Source organism: Lautropia mirabilis (assembly GCF_900637555.1).
In the GTDB taxonomy this organism is placed as follows: domain Bacteria; phylum Pseudomonadota; class Gammaproteobacteria; order Burkholderiales; family Burkholderiaceae_E; genus Lautropia; species Lautropia mirabilis.
The window spans coordinates 2691910-2716320 of sequence record NZ_LR134378.1 but is presented as its reverse complement, the minus strand read 5'-3'; the positions used below and the strand labels follow the sequence as shown (position 1 = coordinate 2716320).

Below are 24411 nucleotides of genomic sequence, written 5' to 3'. Positions count from 1 at the left end.
CCCGGCCGCCTGAAGGCGGCCGGATCGGATCAGGCCGATTGCTTGCCGCTGGAAAGCCCCAGCACGGCCCGCATGTCGTACAGGCCATGGGCCTTGTCGGCCAGGAAGCGGCAGGCGCGCAGGCTGCCGTCGGCGTAGTGGGCGCGGCTGGTGGCGCGGTGGCGGATCTCGATCTGCTCGCCGTTGCCGGCAAAGAGCACCGTGTGGTCGCCCACGATGTCACCGCCGCGGATGGTGGAAAAGCCGATGCTGCCGGGCTGGCGCGGGCCGGTGTGGCCCTCGCGGGTGAAGACGCCGATTTCGGCCAGCGGCTTGCCCAGCTGCGCGGCGATGGCCTCGCCGATGGCGAGTGCCGTGCCCGAGGGGGCATCCACCTTGTGGCGGTGGTGGGCCTCGATGACCTCGATGTCGGTGTCGGTCAACATCTGCGTGGCCAGCTCGATGAGCCGGATGGCGGCATTGACGCCCGGGCTCATGTTGGCGGCTTGCACGATGGCGATGTCCTGTGCAGCCTGCTGGATGCGGGCGCGCTCTTCGGCCGAGAAGCCGGTGGTGCCGATGACCATCTTCACGCCATGCTGCCGGCAGGCGTCCAGGTAGACCATGCTGGCTTCGGGGCGGGTGAAGTCGATCAGCACCTGGCAGCCGGCCAGGGCCGCGTCAGTGTGGTCAGTGATGGTCACGCCCGTCTTGACCCCCATGAAGGCGCCGGCATCGGTGCCCAGCGCCGGGCTGTCGCTGCGGTCCAGCGCGGAAGCCAGTTCCATGTCGGGGGCGGCCAGGACGGCCTCGATCAGCATGCGCCCCATGCGGCCGGAGGCGCCAGTGATGGCAATCTTCATGAATTCACGTGCCTTTCGGTGGGTTGGTAGCCGGGCAGGGCCGGATCGTTCGGGTCGTCGCGCTCGGGCAGGCGGTCATGCTTGATGTCGCTGACGCGGCCGTCGGCAAAGAACACCGTCACGCGGCGCAGCTCGGAATCGCCGTTCGGATACTGGAAGCGGAAGACGTATTCCCAGCGGTTGGGGTGGAACACGTCGGCCAGCAGCGGGGTGCCGATGCGCAGCCGCACCTCATCAGGCGCCATGCCGGTGTGAACCTCGTCCAGCATCTGCTGGTTGATGTAGTTGCCCTGCGGAATGGCAAAGCGATAGGGTTCCAGAAAGCCGCTGCGCGAGCGGTCGCTGGCGCAGCCGGCCAGCGTGGCGGCCGCGGCCAGCAGCAACAGCGTGCCGGGGATGCGGGAAAGACGGATGGGCATCAGAGGGATGGGCTCTTGGGTTGTGCGGAGGGTGCCGGCGGCATGTCGCGGTCCGGGCCTGAACCGGCAATGATGCCATGGCTGGCACCGCAGGGCGGGCCGGCGGGCATGAGGCGGGCGCCGGGAAGGCACGGGGGCGGTGCGACACTGGCCAGGCCGTCTGTCGCCTTCTGGGCACGCCGGCCGTCGGCGCTATGTAAAGTTCCTGCAAAGTTCGGGCTGCCAGGGGCCGGCCGGTGCAGGCATCCCCGTATGATAAGGGCTTCCTTCTCCCTGCTGTTCCCGCCTTCATGTCCTTATCGTCTCACAAGGCGTCCGGGCGCCGTACCACGCTGGTGGTCACGGCCCTGGTGCTGCTGGCCGTGGGTGCCGGCCTCTGGTTCTGGGTTCTGAAGCCCGCTTCCCATGGCACTGCTGCGCCGACGGGCATGCCGCCGCCGCCGGGTGCCGGCGGGCCGGGCGGTCACGGCGGCATGTCACCCGTCACCGTCAGCGTGGTGAGTGCCGAGCAGGGCGCCTTCCCGGTGGTGATCCGCGCCGTGGGCAACGTCACCCCCTACAACACCGTCACCGTGGTGCCGCAGGTGGAAGGGCGGCTGCTGCGCGTGCATTTCCAGGAAGGTGCGCACGTGCAGGCCGGCCAGCTGCTGGCCGAGCTGGATCCGCGCGCGCTGCAGGCCAGCCTGGACGAGGCGCGGGGCACCCAGGCGCAGAACCAGGCCGAGCTGAAGAATGCCCGTTCCGATCTGGCGCGCTACGAGCGGCTCTATCGGCAGGATTCGGTGTCCCGCCAGCAGCTGGAGACCCAGCGGGCGCTGGTGCGGCAGCTGCAGGCACGTTCGACCACCGATCAGGCCAAGGTGGACAACGCCCGCGTGCAGCTGGGTTACACGAAGATCCACGCGCCGGTGGCCGGCCGGCTGGGGCTTCTGAAGGCCAACGTTGGCGCCATGATCGGCCCTTCCACCACGGACGGGCTGGTCAGCATCGTGCAGACCGATCCCATCTCGGTGATCTTCGGCGTGCCGGAGGTGCAGCTGACGGCGCTGCGCGACGCGATGGCCACTGCTGCCGGCAACGGTCTGGCGGTTGAGGCCTGGGACCGCAGCGAGCAGGGTCGGCTGGCCAGTGGCCGCCTCACCACGCTGGACAACCAGATCGACACCACAACCGGATCGCTGCGGGTTCGGGCGCGCTTCGACAACCCGGGTGAGACGCTCTTTCCCAACCAGTTCGTGAACATCCGCCTCACGCTGCAGACGCTGCCCAGGGCCGTCAGCGTGCCGGTGGATGCGGTGCAGTTCGGCACCCAGGGCAACTATGTCTATGTGGTGCGTGATGACAAGGCCCATGTGCAGGTCGTGAAGCTGGGCGCCACCACGGCCGATCGGGTGCAGATCGTCGAGGGGCTGACCGCTGGCGAGCGGGTGGTGCTGGAAGGCATGGACCGGCTGCGCAACGGCAGCGCCGTGAAGATCGTGGCCGCCACCGAAGGCGATGCAGATGCCCTGCTGGCCCCGGGGCCGGGTGAAGGCCCGGCCGGTGGCCCGCCGCCCGGACCCTGAGCGCTGTCATGAATTTCTCCCGTCCCTTCATCCTGCGGCCCATCGCCACGTCGCTGCTGATGGTGGCGCTGCTGGTGGCCGGCATGCTGGCCTGGCGGCTGCTGCCGGTGGCGGCGCTGCCGCAGGTCGACTATCCGGTCATCCAGGTGCAGGCCACGCTGCCGGGTGCCAGTCCCGACACGGTGGCGCGGATGATCACCGCGCCGCTGGAGCGCTACCTGGGCCAGATTTCCGGCCTCAAGCAGATGTCCTCGGCCAGCGGCGCCGGCGTCTCGGTCATCACGCTGCAGTTTGCGCTGGACAGCGACCTGGGCGTGGCCGAGCAGGACGTGCAGTCGGCGCTGGACAATGCCGAGAGCCTGCTGCCCGACGGCATGCCAGCACCGCCGCGCTATCGCAAGGTCAATCCGGCCGACACGCCGATCCTGACGCTGGCGGTCAGCTCGAAGACCCTGCCGCTGCCGCAGATCCACGACCTGGTGGACACCCGCATGGCGCAGAAGCTGGCGCAGGTGCAGGGCGTGGGTCAGGTGAGCCTGGCCGGTGGCCAGCGCCCGGCCATCCGCGTGCAGGCCGATTCCGCCGCGCTGAAGGCCGCCGGGCTCACGCTGGCCGACGTGCAGAAGGTGATTGCCTCGGCCAATGCCAATCTGCCCAAGGGCAGCTTCGACGGCCCGGTGCGCAGCACCACGCTGGACGCCAACGACCAGCTGACCACGGTGGCCCAGTACGAGGACCTGGTGGTGACCTGGAAGAACGGCGTGCCGCTGCGCGTGCGCGATGTGGCCACCGTGGTGCAGGGGCCCGAGGACCGCTTTCTGGCGGCCTGGGCCGACGCCGAGCGGGCCATCCTGATCAGCGTGCAGCGCCAGCCCGATGCCAACGTCATCGAGGTGGCCGACCGGGTGCGTGCGCTGCTGCCGCGGCTGACGGCCACGCTGCCGGCCAGCGTGGACGTGCGCATTCTCACCGACCGTACCGAGAGCATCCGCAGCTCGGTGCGCGACGTGCAGGTCGAGCTGGTGCTGGCCGTGGGGCTGGTGGTGCTGGTGACGCTCGTGTTCCTGCGCTCGGTGCGCATGACGCTGATTCCGGCCGTGGTGGTGCCCATCTCGCTGGTGGCCACCTTTGCCGCCATGTACCTGGCTGATTATTCGCTCAACAACCTCAGCCTGATGGCGCTCACCATCGCCACCGGCTTCGTGGTCGATGACGCCATCGTGATGATGGAGAACATCGCCCGCCATCGGGAGCAGGGCAAGCCGGCGCTGCAGGCCGCCCTGGACGGCGCGAAGGAGATCGGCTTCACGCTGGTGTCGCTCACCGTCTCGCTGGTGGCTGTCCTGATTCCGCTGCTCTTCATGGGCGACGTGGTGGGACGGCTCTTTCATGAATTCGCCGTCACGCTGGCGGTGGCCATCGGCATCTCGCTGCTGGTGTCGCTCACCCTCACGCCCATGATGTCGGCGCGGATGCTGAAGGGCGAGACAGGACACGGTGGAGCAGGGCCGTCGGCGCGTCCCGCGCTGCTGGATCGGCTGATCGCCGCCTACGGCCGCAGTCTGGACCGCGTGCTGGATCACCAGGGGCTGATGCTGCTGGTGATGCTGGCCACGCTGGGGCTGACGGTCTGGCTGTACCTGCTGGTGCCCAAGGGCTTCTTCCCGGTGCAGGACAGTGGCGTCATCCAGGTGGTGACGCAGGCGCCCGGCACGATCTCGTTCGAGGCCATGAAGAAGCAGCAGGAGGCGGTGGCCCGCCAGCTGCTGGAGGATCCGGACGTGGCCAGCCTGTCGTCATTCATCGGCGTGGACGGCAGCAACACCGCGCTCAACACGGGCCGGATGCTGCTGAACCTGAAGTCGCACGAGGACCGTGCTGACGACGTGCTGGCCATCATCGACCGGCTGCGCCGCCGGATGGCCGAACGGCCCGAGGCCGAGCGCCGGAGCATGGGCGTCTGGTTCCAGCCGGTGCAGGAACTCTCCATTGAGGACCGCATCAGCCGCGCCCAGTACCAGATGACGCTGAGCACCCCCGACACGGAACTGCTGGCCGAGTGGGTGCCGCGCCTGCAGGCCGCGCTGGCCCAACGGCCCGAGCTGGCCGACATCGGCAGCGATCTGCAGAACGACGGCTGGCAGGCCTACGTGGAGATCGATCGCACTGCCGCCGCTCGCCTGGGTGTGCAGGTGCAGACCATCACTGCGGCCCTGCAGAATGCCTTCGCGCAGCGGCAGATTGCCACGCTCTTCACGCAGTCCAACCAGTACCGCGTGGTGCTGGAGCAGGATCCGGCACGGGCCCAGGGCATGGCGGCGCTGGACCATGTGTTCGTGGCGGCGTCCGACGGCACGCCGGTGGCGCTTTCCGCTCTGGCGCACTGGAGCAATCGCAAGGCGCCGGTGGTGGTGAACCATCAGTCGCAGTTCCCGGCGGCCACGCTGTCCTTCAACCTCGGCAACGGCCATTCGCTGGGGGATGCGGTGGCGGCCGTGGAAGAGGTGCAGCAGCAGCTGGGCTGGCCGCTGTCCATCGAGAGCCGCTTCCTGGGGGCCGCCGAGGCGTTCCGGGCATCGCTGTCGAACACGCTGTGGCTGGTGCTGGCCGCCGTGGTGGTGATGTACCTGGTGCTGGGCATCCTGTACGAGAGCGCCATTCACCCCATCACCATCCTGTCCACGCTGCCCTCGGCCACGGTGGGGGCGCTGCTGGCGCTGCTCGTCAGCGGCCGGGCGCTGGACATGGTGGCCGTCATCGGCATCGTGCTGCTCATCGGTCTGGTGAAGAAGAACGGCATCATGATGGTGGACTTCGCGCTGGAGGCCGAGCGTCATGAACGGCTGTCGGCGCGAGCCGCCATCCACCGCGCTGCCATCCTGCGTTTCCGGCCCATCCTGATGACCACGCTGGCCGCGCTGCTGGGCGCGCTGCCGCTGATGCTGGCCAGCGGATCGGGCGCCGAACTGCGCCAGCCGCTGGGTCTGGTGATGGTGGGAGGGCTGCTGGTCAGCCAGGTGCTCACGCTCTACACCACGCCCGTCATCTACCTGTTCTTCGAGCGGATCGCGCAGCGCCGAGGCCGATGAAGCCGTCCTTCCCGCTGACCTGCCACCCATAAGCCTGTCCCTGCCGTGATTGCCCGACGCCGATGAATCTGTCCCGTCCCTTCATCCGCCGACCCATCGGCAGCACCATGCTGGCGCTGGCCATCCTGCTGGCCGGCTGGCTGGCGTGGCGACAGCTGCCGGTGGCGCCGCTGCCGCAGATCGACACGCCGATGGTGGTGGTCTCGGCCAGCCTGCCCGGGGCCAGCCCCACCAGCATGGCGGCGACCGTGGCCGGGCCGCTGGAACGGGCGCTGGGCGCCATTGCGGGGCTGTCGTCCATCTCGTCGTCCAGCAGCACCGGCACCACCGAGGTGCGGCTCTTCTTCGACATCGACCGTGACCTGAACGAGGCCTCGCGCGAGGTGCAGGCGGCCATCAACGGCGTCATCGACCAGCTGCCGCCCGGCATGCCCGGCCGGCCCACCTTCCGCAAGCTCAATTCCTCCACGTCGCCCATCCTGGCGCTGGCGCTGTCGTCGGCCACACTCCCGCCCAGCCAGCTCTACGACCTGGCCGACAACATCGTGCTGCAGAAGATCTCGCGCGTGCAGGGGGTGGGCGAGGTCTCGCTGGGCGGCGCATCGCTGCCAGCCGTGCGCATCCGCTTCGAGCCCAGCGCGCTGGCTGCCCTGGGCATGTCGCTGGAGGATGCACGCCAGGTGGTGGTGGCCGCCAGCGCCGAGGCGCCCGAGGGTTTTCTGGAGGATGAAGGCAACCGCTGGCTGGTGGCCACCGGCCACAAGCTGAAGAATGCGGCCGACTTCTCGGACCTGGTGCTGCGCTGGAAGAACGGCCAGGCCGTGCGGCTCTCGGACGTGGCCGAGGTGAGCGATTCGGTGGAGAACCGCTACAGCAGCGGTTTCCACAACCATCAGCCCGCCATCATTGCGCTCGTCACCCGTCAGCCCGATGCCAACGTGGTGGCCACCATCGATGCCATCAAGGCCACGCTGCCGCAGCTGCAGGCCATCCTGCCGCCGCAGGCCAGCCTCACCGTGGTGATGGACCGTTCGCTGGGCATCCGCGGCAGTCTGGCCGAGGCCCAGTGGACGCTGGTGTTCTCGTGCCTGATCGTGGCGGCGGTGGTGTGGCTCTTCGTGGCACGGCTGCGCACCGCGCTCATTCCGGTGGCGGTGATTCCGGTCTCGCTGATCGGCACCTTTGCCGTCATCTGGCTGGCGGGCTTCTCGCTCAACAACCTCAGCATCATGGCGCTGGTGGTGGCGGCTGGCCTGGTGGTCGATGACGCCATCGTCGTGCTGGAGAACATCACCCGCCACACCGAGCGGGGGCTGTCGCCTTATCGGGCTGCGATGCGCGGCGCGGGCGAGGTGAGCTTCACGCTGCTGGCGCTGAACGTGGCGCTGGTGGTGGTGTTCGTGGCCGTGCTGTTCATGGGCGGCATCATCGAGCGGCTGTTCCGCGAGTTCTCGCTCACGCTGGCGGCGGCCATCGTCATCTCGCTGGTCGTGTCCATCAGCCTGACGCCCGCGCTGTGCGCGCATGGGCTGCCGCGGGAAAGACGGCAAAAGGCAGCCGAGCATGGCGCAGCACAGGCTGCCGCTTTGCCGGGGGGCATGCCGGATGTGACCCACGATGCAGGGCAGGGGATGCCGGGATCGGTGTCCTTGCAGGATGACGCCGAAGTGGCCCGCGCCCCATGGCATCGGCGCCTGCTAGGGCTTCATGCCAGCTATTTCCATCATCTGCAGGCAGCCTATGAGCAGTCGCTGGCCTGGATGCTGCGCTATGCCTGGTATGGGGTTGTGGCCCTGGTGGGATTGATCGCTGCCAGTGTCTGGCTGTTTGCCAACCTGCCACGCTCGGATCTGCCCGAGCAGGACACGGGCGTGATTGGCGCCTTCATCCGGGGGGATGACGGTTTCTCCTTCCAGATCATGCAGCCGCGCATCGAGCGCTACCGTCGCTGGATCCTGTCCGATCCGGCTGTGCAGGATGTGGCTGGCATCAGCGGTGGCAATGGCGGTCTCACCAACGCCCGCCTGGTCATCACCCTCAAGCCGCTGGCTGAACGCAAGGTGTCGGCGCGCCAGGTCATCGACCGCCTGCGCCGCAACGCACCGCAGATGGCGGGCACCATGTTCTTCGGTCGTGTGGAGCAGGACCTGCAGCTGTCGCCCCCGAAGTTCGGGGACGACGCCGATCACGTGATCGTGCTGAAGTCCGGCGACCGGGATCTGCTGCGAACCTGGAACCAGCGGCTGGGCGTGGCGCTGTCGAAGCGCCCCGAGCTGGAGAACGTCCGCTACAGCCTGGGTGAGGACACCCGCCAGATCGTGCTGGACATCGACCGCAACACGGCCAGCCGACTGGGCGTGCAGCTGACCGACATCTCGGCGGCGCTCAGCAATTCGTTCGCGCAGCGCCAGGTGGCCACGCTGTACCAGGACCGCAACCAGTACCGGGTGGTGATGGAGGTCTCCGAGCGCTTCACCGAGAACCCGCTGGCGCTGGATCGCGTGCAGATCATCACCAGCGAGGGCAAGTCGGTGGCGCTGGCCGAGGTGGCCCGCTGGCACTTCGGCATGGTGCAGGACCGCGAGCGCCATGTGGACCAGTTCTCGGCCTCCACCATCAGCTTCTCGGTGGCAGCCGATGTGACCGACACTGCAGCCCTGGAGGCCGTGCGTAAGGTGATCGACGCCGAGCGCATGCCGGTCACCGTCATTGCCGACATCGACGGCGACGATGGTCGGCCCAAGTCACTGGTCAAGGCCGACGGCCAGGGCTGGCTGATCCTGGGGGTGGTGCTGGCCGTCTACCTGGTGCTGGGCATCCTGTACGAGAACCTGCTGCATCCGATCACCGTGCTCTCCACCATTCCCTCGGCCGGCGTGGGGGCACTGCTGGCGCTGTGGGCCAGCAACACGCCGTTCAGCCTCATCGCGCTGCTGGGGCTCTTCCTGCTCATCGGCGTGGTGATGAAGAACGGCATCCTGATGATCGACGTGGCGCTGAAGAAGCAGCTCCACGAAGGACTGGCCCCGCAGGTGGCCATCCTGCAGGCCGCCGGCCAGCGCCTGCGCCCGATCCTGATGACCAACGTGGCGGCACTGGCCGGCGCCATTCCGCTGGCCATGGGTCTGGGCGACGGCGGCGAGCTGCGCCGCCCGATGGGTCTTGTCATCATCGGCGGCCTGGCCGTCAGCCAGCTCATCACCCTCTACACCACACCGGCGCTGTACCTGCTGCTGGAGCGGTTGCAGCAGCGGCTGCGGCGGGGCCGGGGCTAGAATCGCTTCCATTTTCTCCTTCCCCGAATCCTTCGCTGCCGGAGCACTGCCCGCATGGACACCCTGCTGAGAATCGTCCGTTTCACCAACAAGACCTTCGCCCTGTGGGTGCTGCTGTTCGGCGCCCTGGGTTTCGTGTTTCCGAACCTGTTCCTGGGTCTGCGCAGCTGGATTCCCTACCTGCTGGCCGCCGTCATGCTGGGCATGGGCCTCACGCTGTCGGTGAAGGACTTCACCGGCGTGCTGCGCTACCCGAAAGCCGTGCTGGTGGGCGTGTGCGCCCAGTTCCTCATCATGCCCGCGCTGGCCTGGGGGCTGTGCAAGGTCTTTGACCTGCCGCCCGATCTGGCTGTCGGCGTCATTCTGGTGGGGGCCTGCCCCGGGGGCACCGCGTCCAACGTCATGACCTATCTGGCCCGGGGCAACACGGCGCTGTCGGTGGCCTGCACCACGGTGGCCACGCTGCTGGCGCCGCTGCTCACCCCGCTGGTGTTCTGGCTGTTCGCCTCGCAGTGGCTGCAGGTGGATGCCTCGGGCATGTTCCTGTCGGTCGTGCAGGTGGTGCTGCTGCCCATCATCGTGGGTCTCATCATCAAGGCCATCCTGGGCCATCGCATCGACCATGTGGCCGAGACCATGCCGCTCATCTCGGTCATCGCCATCGTGCTGATCGTCGGTGCCGTGGTGGCCGGCAGCAAGGACCGCATCATCGATTCGGGCCTGCTGATCTTCGGCGTGGTGGTGCTGCACAACGGCCTGGGCTACCTGGGCGGGCTGCTGGCGGCGCGTCTGTTCCGGCTGCCGTTCTACGATGGCAAGGCCATCGCCATCGAGGTCGGCATGCAGAACTCCGGCCTGGGTGCCACGCTGGCCGGCCTGCACTTTGCCAGCGCGCCCATCGTCGCCGTGCCCAGCGCCGTCTTCAGCTTCTGGCACAACGTCTCGGGCCCCATCCTGGCCACGTGGTTTGCCAGCCGCCCCAACGGCAACGAGGGCACGGAAGAAGCGGGCGGGAAGGGCGCCTGACCGGGCTTCACGACTGGGCTTTCACGCTGGAAAGGCCGGTCGTCCTGACACGGTTCCGGCCGGTCCGGCATCGCATCGGTCAGCCCTGCGGCTTCCGGACGGTCTGATGCGCGGTCGGACGGTCTGACCTGCTGTCGGACGGTCCGGCAGGCGATTCCCCGCTGCAAAAAAGGGGGAATATCCGCCACAACCGCACCCGGACCATGGCTGGCGTCGTAAACTGGGGCGGCACCCGTGCTTCCCCCTTTCTCCACCTTCCCTGGCTTGCTTTCATGCCTGACATGACCGCTCGGACCCCGATGACCGTGACGACCCTCTTTCGCCGCACCACGCTGGCGACCAGCCTGCTGCTGGCGCTGGCCGGTTGCAGCGTGATGACGCCCTACAAGGTGCCTGCCTCGGCGCTGGAAGCACCGCTGGAGCAGAACAGTGGCTGGCATCTGGCGTCCAGTACGGAACGTGAGGCAGCCGCGAACCAGTCGCAGGCCGGCCAGAACGGTGCCGTTGGTCAGAAGACGGGGACTGCCGACAAGGCTGCGTCCCGGGGCACGGATCCCAGCGCAGCGGGAGGGCCGTCCGGTGGCACGGGGGGTGATGCCGGCCGCCCGCCCGATGACCGCATTGCCGTCGTCAGCCTGATTGATGGCGCTGCCTTCCAGGATCCGGTCCTGAAGGATCTGCTGCAGCGCCTGCAGTCCGGAAACCTCTCGATGGTGCAGGCCGAGGCCCGGCTGCGCCAGGCCCAGGCCACACTGTCGGGGGCGGGGGCAGCCCGCCTGCCGCAGGTCGGCGTCAACGTCCAGGGGGGCCGATCGGGCAGCAAGGGCAGCATCACGGGGCGCAGCAGTTCCGGCGGCAATGCCGGTGCGCTCAGCGCCCTGGGACTGGATCAGGACACGCTGTCCCAGCTTGGGGGCAACGGCAAGGGTGCCACCAACAACGTTCAGGCCGGCACCACCATCAGCTGGGCTCCGGACCTGTGGGGCAAGGTTTCGGCCCAGGTCGAATCGGGCCGTGCCGCCGTGCAGGCGGCCGAGGCCAACCGCCGCGCTGCCGAGCTTCAGGCCCAGGTCAGTCTCATCCAGGCCTACTGGCGCATGCGCCTCGCTGAGGCGCAGCTCATCCTGCAGGCCCGCTCCGAAGCGACTTCGGAACGTTCGCTGCAGCTCACCCGCAATCAGTACCAGGCCGGTCTGGTGACACGGGCCGACGTGGTGCAGGCCGAGACCAGCCTGCAGTCGGTCGTCACCCAGCGCCATGCCCTGGAACGCAGCCGTGACGCCGAACGCCACGCCATTGCCGTGCTGCTGGGCCTGCCGCCCTCGTCCCTGAGCGCGGCCGATCTGGCGCCCACCGCCATGGCCAACACGGTGCCGGGCGGCAAGGATGCCTCGGCGCCGCCCGTCATGTTGCCGGCCGTGCCCGCCATTCCCGAGACGCTCTCCATCGACTTGCTGCGTCGTCGCCCCGACGTGCGCGTGGCCGAACGCCAGGTGGCGGCTGCCAATGCTGACGTGGGCGTGGCCCGCGGCGCCTGGCTGCCTGACCTGACATTCAGCACCACCGGCACCCTCAGCTCGGCCACGGTCGCCAATCTGCTGTCATCGCCGTTGCGTTCCTGGTCGGTCGGCGCCCAGCTGGCCCAGACCCTGTTCGACGGTGGTACCCGCAATGCCGCCCTGAAGACCCAGGAAGCCGCCTATGACGAGAAGGTGGCGGCTTACCGCCTGCAGGTGCTCACCGCCCTGCAGGAGATCGAGGACGGCCTGCTGTCGCGCCGCACGCTGGCCAACCAGGAAACCGATCAGCAGCGTCTGGTGTCGCTGGCGCAGGAAGCCGAGCGTGTGGTGCGCAACCGCTACCAGGGCGGCGTGGTGAGCTACGCCGAGCTGGCCTCTGCCGAGAGCACGAGCCTCAACGCGCAGAGCCAGCTGCTGTCGGTGCAGGCTGACCGGCTGAACAACTACATCACCCTGCTGGCGGCCGTGGGGGGATCCTGGCAGCTGCCGTGATCAGCGCCGGCTGGCCTCCAGCAGTTCGGCCGCATGGGCCCGGGTCGTGCCGGTGATCTTCTTGCCACCCAGCATCCGGGCGATCTCTTCCTGTCGTGCGGCCTCGTCCAGCCGTTCCACACGGCTGGATACCGAGTTCGTCGAGCGCGTCTTCAGCACCTTCAGGTGATGGTCGGCGCGTGCTGCCACCTGCGGCAGGTGCGTCACGCACAGGACCTGTGACTCGGCCGCCAACCGCTGCATCAGCTCGCCGATGACGGCCGCCACCGCGCCGCCCACACCGGTGTCGGCCTCGTCGAAGATCAGGATCGACACCGGAGCGGAGCGCGCCGCCAGCACTGCAATGGCCAGCCCGATGCGGGAAAGCTCGCCGCCCGAGGCCACACGGGCGATGGGGCGGGGCGTGGCGCCCTCGTGGGCGGCGATCTGGAATTCCACCGCGTCGATGCCTGACGGGCCGGGCGCGGCCGGTGTGCAGGCAATCAGCAGTCGGGTGCCCGGCATGCCCAGGCGTTCGATCTGCTCGGTCACTTCGCCGGCCAGGCGCGCAGCCGTCTTCTTGCGGGCTGCCGACACCTTCTCGGCCAGCTTGCGGTAGGTGGCTTCGGCCTCTGCGCTGGCGGCTTCCAGCTTCTCGATGTCGACCGCCGCGCCCAGCTGTTCCAGTTCGGCCTGCAGGCCCTCCAGGTGCGAGGCCAGGTCCTGCGGCTGCAGGCGCAGCTTGCGGGCGGTGTTGAAGAGCGCCGCCACCCGCTGCTCCACCTCGGCAAAGCGTTCCGGATCCAGGTCCACCCGGTCGGCGTAGGCGGCCAGCTCGCTGGCAGCCTCGTCGATCTGGATGACGGCAGAATCCACCAGCTCGGCAGCGTTCTTCAGGGCAGGGTCGATCTCGGCCAGGGCGCGCAGGCGCCCCTGCAGGCTGCCCAGGCGGCCGGCAATGGCGTCCTCGTCGCGCTCCAGTGCATTGGCCAGTGCATCCGCTCCGGCCAGCAGGTCGTGGGCATGTGCCAGCCGCTGCTGCTCGGCCGACAGGGCCTCCCATTCGCCCGGCGCCAGCCGAAGCTGCGTCAGCTCGTCGATCTCCCATTGCAGCCGCTCGATGCGGATGGCTTCCTCGCGTGAGCCGCTGCGCGCCGTCTCCAGCGCCTTGGCCGCCTGCTGCCAACGCTGCCAGCCCTGGGCCAGGTCGGCCAGCAGTCGTTCCTGCCCGGCCAGCCGGTCCAGCAGCTCGCGCTGGGCGCCGGGGCGCAGCAGGTGCTGCGATTCATGCTGGCCATGGATGTCCACCAGCTGCTCGCCCAGCTCACGCAGCCGGGCAATGGTGCTGGGGTGGCCATTGATCTGTGCGCGAGATCGGCCGTCCTTCTCGACGATGCGGCGCAGCAGCAGCTGGCCCGGATCGCCGGCCAGGTCGTGTTCGGCCAGCCAGGCGGCCAGTGTGTCGTCAATGCCGAAGAGCGCCGAGATGTCGGCCCGCTCGGCCCCCTCGCGCACCAGCGTCGCGTCACCGCGCCCGCCCAGCACCAGGCCCATCGCATCCAGCAGGATGGACTTGCCGGCCCCGGTCTCGCCGGTCAGCACCGTGAAGCCCGGCCCGAATTCGATCTCGGCCGATTCGACGATCACGAAATCCCTGAGTCGCAACCATTGCAGCATGATGGAAAGCCTCTCGTCCTGGAAAGCGCTTCGTATGAACTTCGTATGAAACCGTCAGCCCCGCCGCGGCTCCAGCCCCGGGATCTCGTGCCAGTTGAGCTTGGTGCGCAGCGTGGCGTAGTAGCTGTAGCCGGGCGGATGCAGGAAGCGGCTGGAGTCGGCCGAACGGTGCAGCACCACCCGGTCGCCCAGCTGCAGGGATGCAAAGGACTGCATGTCGCAGTTGAGCCGGGCGTTCCGTCCGTGGCGGATGGTCAGTTCCACCTCGCACTGGTCGGGCAGGATGATGGGGCGTGCCGACAGTGACTGTGGCGCCACCGGCGCCAGCACGAAGCCGTGCAGCGACGGGTGCATCAGCGGCCCGCCCACCGACAGCGCGTAGGCGGTGGAGCCCGTGGGCGTGGCCACGATCAGGCCGTCGGCGCGCGGGCTGTACATGTAAAGCCCGTTGACGCTCACCTCGATCTCGATCAGCCCGGTGTGCGAGCTGCGGCTGATCACCACATCATTGAGCGCCCGGGCGTGAAAGAGCGCCTTGCCGTCCCGCCAGATGTGCGCTTCGAGCAGTGACCGTTCCTCGATCTCGTAGTGGCCGTTCAGGATCTCGTCCAGCCCCTTCTGCCAGTCCGACATCGGAATGTCGGTGATGAAGCCCAGCCGCCCGCGGTTGATGCCGACGATGGGCACCTTCAGCGGGGCCAGCGCGCGGGCCACCCCCAGCATGGTGCCGTCGCCCCCCACCACCACGGCTAAATCTGCCCGGCGCCCCAGTGACTGCACCAGTCGCATGTTGCGGCTGATCTCGGTCAGCACCGTGATACCGCGCTGGGTCAGCCAGTCGGCAATTTCCTCGAGGATGCGCTCACGCAGCCCGTCGGATTGCGGGCGACCGAACAGCGCGATGGTCTTGAAAGGGGCAGTCATGCGGCGGATTGAACCATAATTCCGGATAATTGCGTCATGGTCATTGACTCCTGCCGGGTCATCCCGGGTAAGCCGAATGGATGAACGCGCCCGAATCCTGCTCAAGTCCCTCATCGAACACTACATCGTCGACGGCCAGCCCGTGGGCTCGCGCACGCTGTCGCAGTACTCGCGCCTGGACCTGTCGCCGGCCACCATCCGCAACGTCATGGCCAATCTGGAAGAGCATGGCCTGATTGCCCATCGCCACACGTCCAGTGGTCGTGTGCCCACTCCGCGTGGCTACCGGCTGTTTGTCGACTCGCTGCTCACCGTCCAGCCTCTGGAAGCCGGTGAGGCCAGCCAGATGCAGGGGGCCCTGGTGGCCCAGGAGCCCCGCCAGGTCCTGGCCAAGGCCGCGGGGCTGCTCTCGGAGCTTTCGTCCTTTGCCGGCGTGGTCTCCACCCAGCGCCGCGGTGGCACCTTCCGGCACATCGAGTTCCTGCGGCTCTCGGCCCGACGCGTGCTGCTCATTCTTGTGTCGCCCGAGGGGGATGTGCACAACCGCATGCTGCAGCTTGACCGCGACTACACGCCATCCACCCTCAACGAAGCGGCCAACTACATCAATGCCCATTACGCCGGCATCGGCTTCGACGAGATCAGGCGTCGCCTGGGCACCGAGCTGGCCGAGCTGCGCCGCGACATCAGCGCCCTGATGCAGCGCGCCATCGATGCCGGTCGCGAGGCCGTGGAAGACGACAGCGACAAGATGCTCATCGCCGGCAGCAGCAACTTTGTCGGCATTCCTGACTTTGCCGACGATATGGCGCGCCTGAAGCAGCTCTTCAGCCTCTTCGAGCAGCGCACCGACCTGCTGCAGCTGATGGATGCCTCGGCCCGCGCCAGCGGCGTGCAGATCTATATTGGTGGGGAGTCCGAGCTGGTGCCGATGGAGGAACTGTCCATCGTCATTGCGCCCTACAAGGCCGACGGCAAGGTGGTGGGCACCCTGGGCGTCATCGGCCCCACCCGCATGGCCTACCAGCGGATGATCCCCATGGTGGACATCACGGCGCGCCTGGTGTCGTCGGCGCTGGATGCAGGGCGGGAGTGAGCAGGGCGTCATGGCCCTCGAGCGTGGTCCGCTGTCGTGGCCTGCTGTCGTGCCCCGTGCAACGCCTGAAACGGCATGGTCAGCCAGCCCCTACAATCAGCGCTGATCACTGACGATGGACCCCGTTGTCCACATGACCGACGCCTGCCATGAACGATACCGTCCCACCCTCCCGCGCCGCCATCCTGCTGGTCCAGCTGGGCACGCCCGACAAGCCGGAGGTGCCGGAGGTGCGCCGCTACCTGCGTGAGTTCCTCTCCGACCGGCGGGTTGTCGAGCAGTCGCCCCTCATCTGGTGGCCCATCCTGTACTCCGTGGTGCTGACCCGCCGACCCAAGGAGTCGGCCGAGAAGTACCGCTCCATCTGGACCAAGGCCGGTTCCCCGCTGCTGGTCAACACGAAGCTGGTGGCCGAGGCGCTGCAGGATGAGCTGAACAAGCGGGGCCGGCAGGTGGAGGTGGTCTGGGCCATGCGCTATGGCAACCCGTCGATGGCCGACGCCCTGCGCGACCTGCGTGACCGGGGTTTCTCGCGCATCGTCGTGCTGCCGATGTACCCGCAGTACTCGGCCGCCACCAGCGGCACCGTGTTCGATGTGATCGCCCGCGAGTTCCTGAAGTGGCGCAGCATTCCGGCGCTGCGCTTCCTGCAGAGCTTTCACGACGACCCTGGCTACATTGCTGCCGTGGCCGAGAGCATCCGCCACTCCTGGCGCCAGTCCGAGGCCGGCAAGCCCGAGAAGCTCATCTTCAGTTTCCACGGCCTGCCACAGAGCTGCGTGGATCAGGGCGACCCCTACGTGAAGCAGTGCCAAGAAAGCGCCGCCCTCATCGCCGCCGCCCTGGGGCTGGCCAAGGAGGACTGGCTGGTGACCTTCCAGTCGCGCTTCGGCCGCGCGGAATGGGTCAAGCCCTACACCCAGCCCACCGTGGAGGCACTGGCCAGGAAGGGCGTCAAGACCGTGGACGTGGTGTGCCCGGGGTTCGTGTCCGACTGCATCGAGACGCTGGAAGAGATCGACATGGAGGTGCACAACGCCTTCGTGGGCGCCGGCGGCAAGCGCTTCCGCTACATCCATTGCCTCAACGACGCTCCGCTGTGGATCCACGCCCTGGCCGACATCGTGGGCAACGAGCTGGCGGGGTGGAAGACGCTGGAGGCGGAGCAGGGGCGGCGCAAGGGGTGAGGGGCTGTCCAGTGGCTGACCGATCTGTGATTCCGTCGTCTGAAGAGTCTGAAGGGCACCAACGGCAGCAGCAGCGTCCGGAACAGCCCGGGCTGACGGCGGTGGACTGGCTGCTTGCGCAGAAAAGTCTTGAGAACCGGTCGCGTGCCGAGATCGATGAGGCCTTGTGTGAGGAGCGCGATTGGTGACGCAATACGGATCGGAATTCCTGGGCATCGTCCTCATCCACTTCCTGGCGGTCATTTCGCCGGGGCCGGATTTTGCGGTGGCGATCCGCCAGAGCGTGCGGCATGGGCGTCGGGTCGGCATCTGGACGGCGCTGGGCATCGGGGCCGGCATCTCGATCCATGTGCTCTACACGCTGGTGGGCATCAGCGCGTTGCTGCGTGCCACACCGTGGGCGATGACGGCCGCCCGCTGGGCCGGTGCGGCCTACCTGCTGTGGCTGGGCATCCGTTTCGTGCGCAGTGCGCCTCCGACGCCGCAGGATGTGGCCGTGCAGGGGCCGACGCAGGGCGCTCCGGTGGGAGATGCGCCCGCGGGGATGATGCCGGAGGCCGCGTCAGTCCCGATGCCTGAACCATCCGCCCGCCGCGCCTTCTGGGTGGGCTTCATGACCAACGCCACCAATCCCAAGGCCACACTGTTCTTTCTGGCCGTGTTCACCACCGTGGTCAGCCCGGCCACGCCGTTGTGGGTGCAGGGTCTCTATGGGCTCTGGATGTGCGCAGCCACGGCGGCCTGGTTCGTGGTGGTGTCACTGCTCTTCTCGCAGCAGGCCGTGCGACAGCGCTTCCTGGCCTATGGTCACTGGTTCGAGCGCATCATGGGCGTGCTGCTGCTGGCCTTTGCGCTGAAGCTGTTCCTGTCCTGAAGCAGGGCACCCGGCGGCGGGACGCAGAAGCAGGGACGATTGAACGAAGCCCACAGCCTGTCCTGCTTCGACTACCCATGAAAAAGCCCCCGGTCCATGAAGGATGCGGGGGCTTTGCCTTTCCTGCAGGGGGAGCGGCCGGCGAAGACGGGATATATCGATGCCTTCGCCTGCAGCGGGTTTCAGGACTCGGCCTCCAGCCGGTTGCGCACGCCGTTGGTGGCGCCACCCAGACGGCTGTAGCGCTGACGGCTGCCACGTGTGGACTCTCGGTCGCGCAGGTTGCTGTGAGGGGCTGTGGTGGCCTGTCGGGCCTTCTGTTCGGCACGTGCCCTGGCGTTCTCGCGGGCATGCACCACGAAGCCGCCCAGCATCACCAGGATGGCGGCCACGGCCGTGGCCAGCACCATGTGACGGTACTCGTCGATGAACATCATGACGATGAGCGAGCCGATGATGAAAGCGATGACGCCATAGGTGAGCCAGGGGAATAGCCACATCTTCAGGCGGATCTCACGGCCTTCGGCCTCCAGCTTGCGGCGCATCTTCAGCTGCGAGAAGGCAATGACCAGGTAGACCAGCATGGCGATCATGCCTGTGGTGTTCATCAGCAGGTCCAGGATGTCCTTCGGGCGCAGCGACTCGAAGAAGTTCAGCACCGAGATGAACACGGCAATGGAGCACGAGGCGATGACCGAGTACACGGGGATGCCGCGGGTGGAGGTCTGCTTGAAGATGGGGTGGGCGTCACCGCGCTTGGCCAGCGAGAACAGCATGCGCGAGGCGGTGTAGTGGGCCGAGATCAGGCAGCTGCTGACCGAGGTGAGCACCACGAAGTTCATCAGGTACTGGGCACCGGGCACGCCCAGCAGTTCCAGGGTGCGGCGATAGGAGCCGTAGCCGGACTCGCCCAGATGCGGGTCGTTCCAGGGCACCAGGCAGACGATCAGGAAGATCGAGCCGATGTAGAAGAGGCAGATCCGCCAGACCACCGAGTTGGTGGCCTTGACGATCTGGTCGGCCGGGTTGGCCGATTCCGAGGCCGCAATGGTGACGATCTCGGCGCCCAGGAAGGCAAACATCACCCCCAGCATGGCCACGATGACCGACGACCAGCCGTTGGGCATGAAGCCGCCATGGGCCGTGAGATTGGCGATGCCATGTACCGTGCCACCCTGCCAGATGTTGAGGACTGCCAGCAGGCAGATGATGATGAAGCAGACGATGGCCGTGACCTTGATCAGCGCGAACCAGAACTCGAATTCGCCGTAGTTGCGCACGTTCATGAAGTTGATGCTGATCAGCAGGAATGTGGCCACCAGGGTGAACACGTTGACCGAGATGTCGGGGAACCAGATGTTCAGGATCATCCCGGCCACATAGGCTTCCCAGGCCATCAGCAGGGCCCAGAACCACCAGTACAGCCAGCCGATGGTGAAGCCGGCCCAGCGACCGATGGCCTTGTCGGCGTAGGTGGAGAACGAGCCGGTATCGGGCGAGGAGGTGGCCATCTCGCCCAGCATGCGCATGATGAGCATGACCACGATGCCGCCGGCCAGGTAGGCCAGCACCACGGCAGGTCCCGTGGTGTAGATGATCTTGCCCGAGCCCACGAACAGCGCTGCACCGATCACGCCGGCAATCGACATCATCGTGAGATGACGGGTCTTCAGGGAGGCCTGGAGCTTCTCGGTGTTTTTCTGCTTGCCTGAGCAGCTGTAGTTGGGGGCGTTCGTGGTCTCTTTCATATCGTGATTCTTATATCGAATGAATATTGGACTGACCGATCACCGCATGAAATGAAGCGATGATTCTGGCGCGGGCAGGTCTGTCGAACGCACGAGCCAGGACGGGCGCATGTCAAAAACGTAGCACAGGAAACCGGGCTGAAAATGCAGGTGCGGGTTTTGGGATGGGTAATCCCCAGTGTTTGATGATGCGCTGCAGAAAACAAGGGTTCCCTGCGTCAAAATACGCATGAATCGGCTTGTGGAGCCGGATGGCAGGGATAAGATTTGATTTGGAATTAAATCAGGTGGTAAATGTGGAGAAGGAGGGCTGAATGGGTTTGGGGTAATCCCTAGGGGTCTCCGGGCCGGGAGTGAAGGCGTGCGTTGCATCACGGCTTCTCGGGACTCGTGTGATCATGGATAGGGCGTCAGATTATTGCCATATCGCCCGGGATATAAGGGCGTTTGTCTGGAATAGCGGTGGAAAATGGTTTGTCCGGGGGGCCAGATCCGGATGCCGTAAAAAAAGGCCACGCGAAAGCGTGGCCTTTTCATGGGGCGATCCGGGGCGGCGTATCAGGACGCCGCCTGCGACAGGCCCGGAGGCCGGATCTGTCGCCAGCGGGGCATGGCCGCCGCCATCAGGATCACTGCGGCGGAATGCGCAGCTTCTGTCCCGGGTAGATCTTGTCGGGGTGCGACAGCATGGGCCGGTTGGCCTCGAAGATCTTGTTGTACAGGTTGGCGTTGCCGTAGTACTCCTTGGCGATCTTCGAGAGCGTGTCGCCCTTGACCACGGTGTAGTAGCGGGCCTCGGGGGCGGACGTGGCCACCGTCAGCTCGTCGTTGACCTGCTCCACGCCGGCCACGTTGCCGCAGCACAGCAGGATCTTTTCCTTGGTTTCCTGGTCGGAAGCCTGACCCGAGACCGTGACGGCGCTGCTGGCACCATCGAACTTCACGCTCAGGTTCTCGGCGTCCAGGTTCTGGGCGCGGATGTAGGTGACGATCGCATCGGCCGCCGCCTGGTTGGCCGCATCGGGGTTGCTGGCCGGGGTGGCGGCCTGGGCCGTGCCGCCGCCAAACAGCTTCTCGCCGGCTTCCTTCATGAAGGACATCAGACTCATGCGGTTTCTCCTGTGAATGGTTGAGGGATGGGCGGCACCATGGGTCGCGCGCTGCCCGGCGGCGCCCGGCGTCTGGACAGGTACCGGGTGCCAGAGACTTATTGTGGACCATGTTGGCAACCCATGGCGGGGTCTGCCCATGCCATGGACGTGTGCGCCACAGTGGCGTTTCCAGAGGGGGCCGGCATGACGGGACTGGCCCGTATCGCGCTCCTGGCGCGGATCTTCCGTCCTCTGGGGCAGACCGTTCGTGCCGCCTGGGCAGGGATGTGGTCAAATCCGGGTTGTGAATCCTTGTTTCACCCCTATGTAGGGGTGATGTTCATGCCCGCGGGGGGAGGCAACCATGTCCGCCACCGGGGTGGGCGGCAGCTGCGCTGTCGCCGGATTCGACAGACTTTTCAAGATAATGGGGTATTCCAAGCCATGAAGGATTTCAGAAAGCACGGCGATTCGCATCACCCCGGTCAGCATCCGCAGTCGCAGCATGGCTACGGGGGGGAGCGGCCGATGTTCGCCAACGATCCGCGTGACTACCCGCGGGCCGGCCAGCGGCATGGGCATGCCGACGAGCCCTACTACGACGCCGGCCAGAGCTGGCAGCAGCAGGGGCAGCACGCCGCACAGCCGAGCCAGGGTCAGCAGGCCGCCCATGGCCAGCCGCAGGGTGCCCAACCTGGCCAGGCGGCCCCGCAGGGCCAGGAAGGCTGGCAGACCGCTGGCCAGGAAGCCCCCCTGCATGCCGAGGCCGGACAGGACGACGCCGTCGTGGCCGCCCTGCAGGCCGAGATCGAGGCCCTGAAGGCCCAGCTGGCCGAGGCCGAGCAGAAGGCCGGCGAGAACCACGAGCACTTCGTGCGCGCCAGTGCCGAGACGGAAAACGTCCGCCGCCGCAGCAAGGAAGAGCTGGACAAGGCGCGCAAGTTCGCCATCGAGGGCTTTGCCGAGTCGCTGCTGCCGGTCTGCGACAGCCTGGAAATGGCGCTCACCGTCGAGACCCCGTCGGTCGACAGCATCCGCGAGGGTGTGCAGGCCACGCTGCGCCAGCTGCAGCAGGCGCTGGAGCGCAACAAGGTCCAGGTCGTCGACCCGCTGGGCCAGCGCTTCGACCCCAACACCCAGCAGGCCATTTCCATGCAGCCCAACCCGGAGGTGGCGGCCAACCACGTGGCGGCCGTACTGCAGAAAGGCTATCTGATCAACGATCGGGTGCTGCGCCCGGCCATGGTGGTGGTCAGCCAGGGCTGAGCCCGCTGACGGGGCGCAAGGGGCAGGGTGGGCGCCGTCCGCCCGGCTGTCTTCTGCCGGGAAAGGTCAGTTCATGAAATTTTTCACTTGACCCCTTGAAAGCCTCCGTACCACCCCCAATTGCGGATCATCGCTGAAACAAACCACTGCGGGAGCCAGTCTGCAGACGCCGTGCGGCCCGGCCGCACACCTGCCACCGGCTCCCCCGAATACCTGAGGAAGAACAAACATGGGAAAAATCATCGGTATTGACCTCGGTACCACCAACTCGTGCGTCTCGGTCATGGAGGGCAACACCCCCAAGGTCATCGAGAACGCAGAAGGTACCCGCACCACGCCGTCCATCGTCGCCTACATGGAAGACGGCGAGATCCTGGTCGGCGCGCCTGCCAAGCGCCAGGCCGTCACCAACCCGGCCAACACGCTGTTCGCCATCAAGCGCCTCATCGGCCGCAAGTTTGGTGAAGAAGCCGTCCAGAAGGACATCGGCCTGATGCCCTACAAGATCGTCAAGGCCGACAACGGCGACGCCTGGGTGGAGGTGCGCGACAAGAAGCTGGCCCCGCCGCAGATCTCGGCCGAAGTACTGCGCAAGATGAAGAAGACCGCCGAGGACTACCTGGGCGAGGAAGTGACCGAAGCCGTCATCACGGTGCCGGCCTACTTCAACGACAGCCAGCGCCAGGCCACCAAGGACGCCGGCAAGATCGCCGGTCTGGAAGTCAAGCGCATCATCAACGAGCCGACCGCGGCTGCGCTGGCCTTCGGCATGGACAAGGGCGGCAACAAGGACCGCAAGATCGTCGTCTATGACCTGGGCGGCGGCACGTTCGACGTGTCCATCATCGACCTGGCCGACGTGGACGGCGAGAAGCAGTTCGAGGTGCTCTCCACCAACGGCGACACCTTCCTGGGCGGTGAGGACTTCGACCAGCGCATCATCGACTACATCATCACCGAGTTCAAGAAGGAACGCGGCGTTGACCTGTCCAAGGACGTGCTGGCCCTGCAGCGCCTGAAGGAAGCGGCCGAGAAGGCCAAGATCGAGCTGTCGTCCAGCAACCAGACCGAAGTCAACCTGCCCTACATCACCATGGGCGCGGCCGGTCCGGAGCACCTGAACATGAAGATCACCCGCGCCAAGCTGGAAGCGCTGGTGGAAGACCTGATCGAGCGCACCATTGCGCCGTGCCGCACCGCCATCAAGGATGCCGGCATCAAGGTCTCGGACATTGACGACGTGATCCTGGTCGGCGGCATGACCCGCATGCCCAAGGTGCAGGAGAAGGTCAAGGAGTTCTTCGGCAAGGAACCGCGCCGTGACGTGAACCCGGACGAGGCCGTGGCCGTGGGTGCTGCCGTGCAGGGCTCCGTGCTGTCGGGCGACCGCAAGGACGTGCTGCTGCTGGACGTGACGCCGCTGTCGCTGGGTATCGAGACCCTGGGCGGCGTGATGACCAAGATGATCAAGAAGAACACCACGATCCCGACCAAGTTCAGTCAGGTGTTCTCCACCGCCGACGACAACCAGCCGGCCGTGACCATCAAGGTGTTCCAGGGTGAGCGCGAGATCGCCTCGGCCAACAAGGCGCTGGGCGAGTTCAATCTGGAAGGCATCCCGCCGGCACCGCGCGGCATGCCCCAGATCGAGGTCACCTTCGACATCGACGCCAACGGCATCCTGCACGTGTCGGCCAAGGACAAGGCCACCGGCAAGGAGAACAAGATCACCATCAAGGCGAACTCGGGCCTGTCCGACGCCGAGATCGACAAGATGGTGCGCGACGCCGAGGAGCACGCCGACGAGGACAAGCAGCGCGTCGAGCTGACCCAGGCCCGCAACAACGCCGATGCCTTGGTGCACTCGGTCGAGAAATCGCTGAAGGAACATGGCGACAAGCTCGACGCCGACGAGAAGTCGAAGATCGAGTCCGCCCTGGAAGCGGCCCGTGAAGCGGTGAAGGGCGACGACAAGGCTCGCATCGAGGAAACCAGCAACGCGCTGACCGAAGCCGCCCAGAAACTGGGCGAGAAGGTCTACGCTGAGGCCCAGGCTGCTGCCGCAGGCGCAGCCGGTGCTGCGGGTGCGGCAGCTGGCGCCTCGTCGGCCGAAAGCGCCCACTCGACGGAAACTGCTGGCGACGATGTGGTCGACGCCGACTTCAAGGAAGTCAAGCGCGACTGATCGCGGTACAGTCCGGTGGCCTGCCGCCGGACACGCCGGCAGCCCCGGCTGGCCATGACGGGCAGGGCGGCTTCACGAAGCGCCTGCCCGCATGGCCCCTATCCCGATACCCGGTCCGCCGGGTATCTTGCTTTGAATCCCGACATTTCCGAAAGG

General features: G+C 66.9%; 15 protein-coding genes and 1 pseudogene. 10 read left to right on the top strand and 6 right to left on the bottom strand.

The genetic code is table 11. The features are described 5' to 3' along the window. Positions 1–29 precede the first annotated feature (29 nt). The gene (gene dapB / locus EL249_RS11125) at positions 30–842 is read right to left on the bottom strand and encodes a 4-hydroxy-tetrahydrodipicolinate reductase (RefSeq protein WP_005672318.1); all 813 of its coding nucleotides are present in this window, start codon (positions 840–842) and stop codon (positions 30–32) included. Next, positions 839–1261, bottom strand: a complete 423-nt coding sequence (locus EL249_RS11120; protein ID WP_005672319.1) for an outer membrane protein assembly factor BamE — start codon at positions 1259–1261, stop codon at positions 839–841. The genes dapB and EL249_RS11120 overlap by 4 nt, the downstream gene beginning before the upstream one ends. 290 nt (positions 1262–1551) lie before the next feature. Between EL249_RS11120 and EL249_RS11115 the strand changes: the two genes are divergently transcribed. From EL249_RS11115 to EL249_RS11095, 5 genes are all read left to right on the top strand, one after another. Next, positions 1552–2826 (top strand): efflux RND transporter periplasmic adaptor subunit, encoded by a 1275-nt coding sequence (locus EL249_RS11115; RefSeq protein ID WP_005672321.1) that lies wholly within the window; start codon positions 1552–1554, stop codon positions 2824–2826. Between the two features lie 8 nt (positions 2827–2834). Further along, a complete protein-coding gene (locus EL249_RS11110; protein ID WP_005672323.1) occupies positions 2835–5915 on the top strand; it encodes a multidrug efflux RND transporter permease subunit in 3081 nt (1026 codons plus the stop codon). A gap of 62 nt (positions 5916–5977) precedes the next feature. Continuing rightward, on the top strand, positions 5978–9190 hold the full coding sequence (locus tag EL249_RS11105) for an efflux RND transporter permease subunit (RefSeq protein WP_005672325.1): 3213 nt from the start codon (positions 5978–5980) through the stop codon (positions 9188–9190). A gap of 54 nt (positions 9191–9244) precedes the next feature. After that, a complete protein-coding gene (locus EL249_RS11100) occupies positions 9245–10216 on the top strand; it encodes a bile acid:sodium symporter family protein (protein ID WP_005672328.1) in 972 nt (323 codons plus the stop codon). Positions 10217–10497: 281 nt separating this feature from the next. After that, positions 10498–12228 (top strand): efflux transporter outer membrane subunit, encoded by a 1731-nt coding sequence (locus tag EL249_RS11095; protein ID WP_169311650.1) that lies wholly within the window; start codon positions 10498–10500, stop codon positions 12226–12228. Here EL249_RS11095 and recN read toward each other — a convergent pair whose 3' ends face one another. Then, the gene (gene recN / locus EL249_RS11090) at positions 12229–13884 is read right to left on the bottom strand and encodes a DNA repair protein RecN (protein WP_005672331.1); all 1656 of its coding nucleotides are present in this window, start codon (positions 13882–13884) and stop codon (positions 12229–12231) included. It abuts the gene before it with no gap. Positions 13885–13938: 54 nt separating this feature from the next. Further along, positions 13939–14808, bottom strand: a complete 870-nt coding sequence (locus EL249_RS11085; protein ID WP_005672334.1) for an NAD kinase — start codon at positions 14806–14808, stop codon at positions 13939–13941. Between the two features lie 76 nt (positions 14809–14884). Between EL249_RS11085 and hrcA the strand changes: the two genes are divergently transcribed. From hrcA to EL249_RS11070, 3 genes are all read left to right on the top strand, one after another. Beyond that, complete coding sequence (hrcA, locus tag EL249_RS11080) at positions 14885–15904, top strand: heat-inducible transcriptional repressor HrcA (protein ID WP_005672336.1); 1020 nt, start codon at positions 14885–14887, stop codon at positions 15902–15904. 149 nt (positions 15905–16053) lie between these two features. After that, entirely contained in the window at positions 16054–17091 is a 1038-nt protein-coding gene (gene hemH, locus EL249_RS11075) for a ferrochelatase (protein ID WP_005672338.1), read from the top strand. Positions 17092–17275: 184 nt separating this feature from the next. After that, positions 17276–17965, top strand: a complete 690-nt coding sequence (locus EL249_RS11070; RefSeq protein ID WP_083799600.1) for a LysE family translocator — start codon at positions 17276–17278, stop codon at positions 17963–17965. 182 nt (positions 17966–18147) lie between these two features. On the opposite strand, the gene EL249_RS11065 is transcribed toward EL249_RS11070, so the two are convergent. Both EL249_RS11065 and lysM read right to left on the bottom strand, forming a co-directional pair. Next, a complete protein-coding gene (locus EL249_RS11065) occupies positions 18148–19713 on the bottom strand; it encodes an amino acid permease (RefSeq protein WP_005672344.1) in 1566 nt (521 codons plus the stop codon). Between the two features lie 629 nt (positions 19714–20342). Then, positions 20343–20822, bottom strand: coding sequence for a peptidoglycan-binding protein LysM (gene lysM / locus EL249_RS11060; protein WP_005672346.1), 480 nt, complete (start codon positions 20820–20822; stop codon positions 20343–20345). 732 nt (positions 20823–21554) lie between these two features. Here lysM and grpE point away from each other — a divergent pair. Next, positions 21555–22070: pseudogene (grpE, locus tag EL249_RS11055) on the top strand (nucleotide exchange factor GrpE); the annotation flags it as partial. 229 nt (positions 22071–22299) lie between these two features. Then, on the top strand, positions 22300–24255 hold the full coding sequence (gene dnaK, locus EL249_RS11050; RefSeq protein WP_005672350.1) for a molecular chaperone DnaK: 1956 nt from the start codon (positions 22300–22302) through the stop codon (positions 24253–24255). Positions 24256–24411 lie beyond the last annotated feature (156 nt).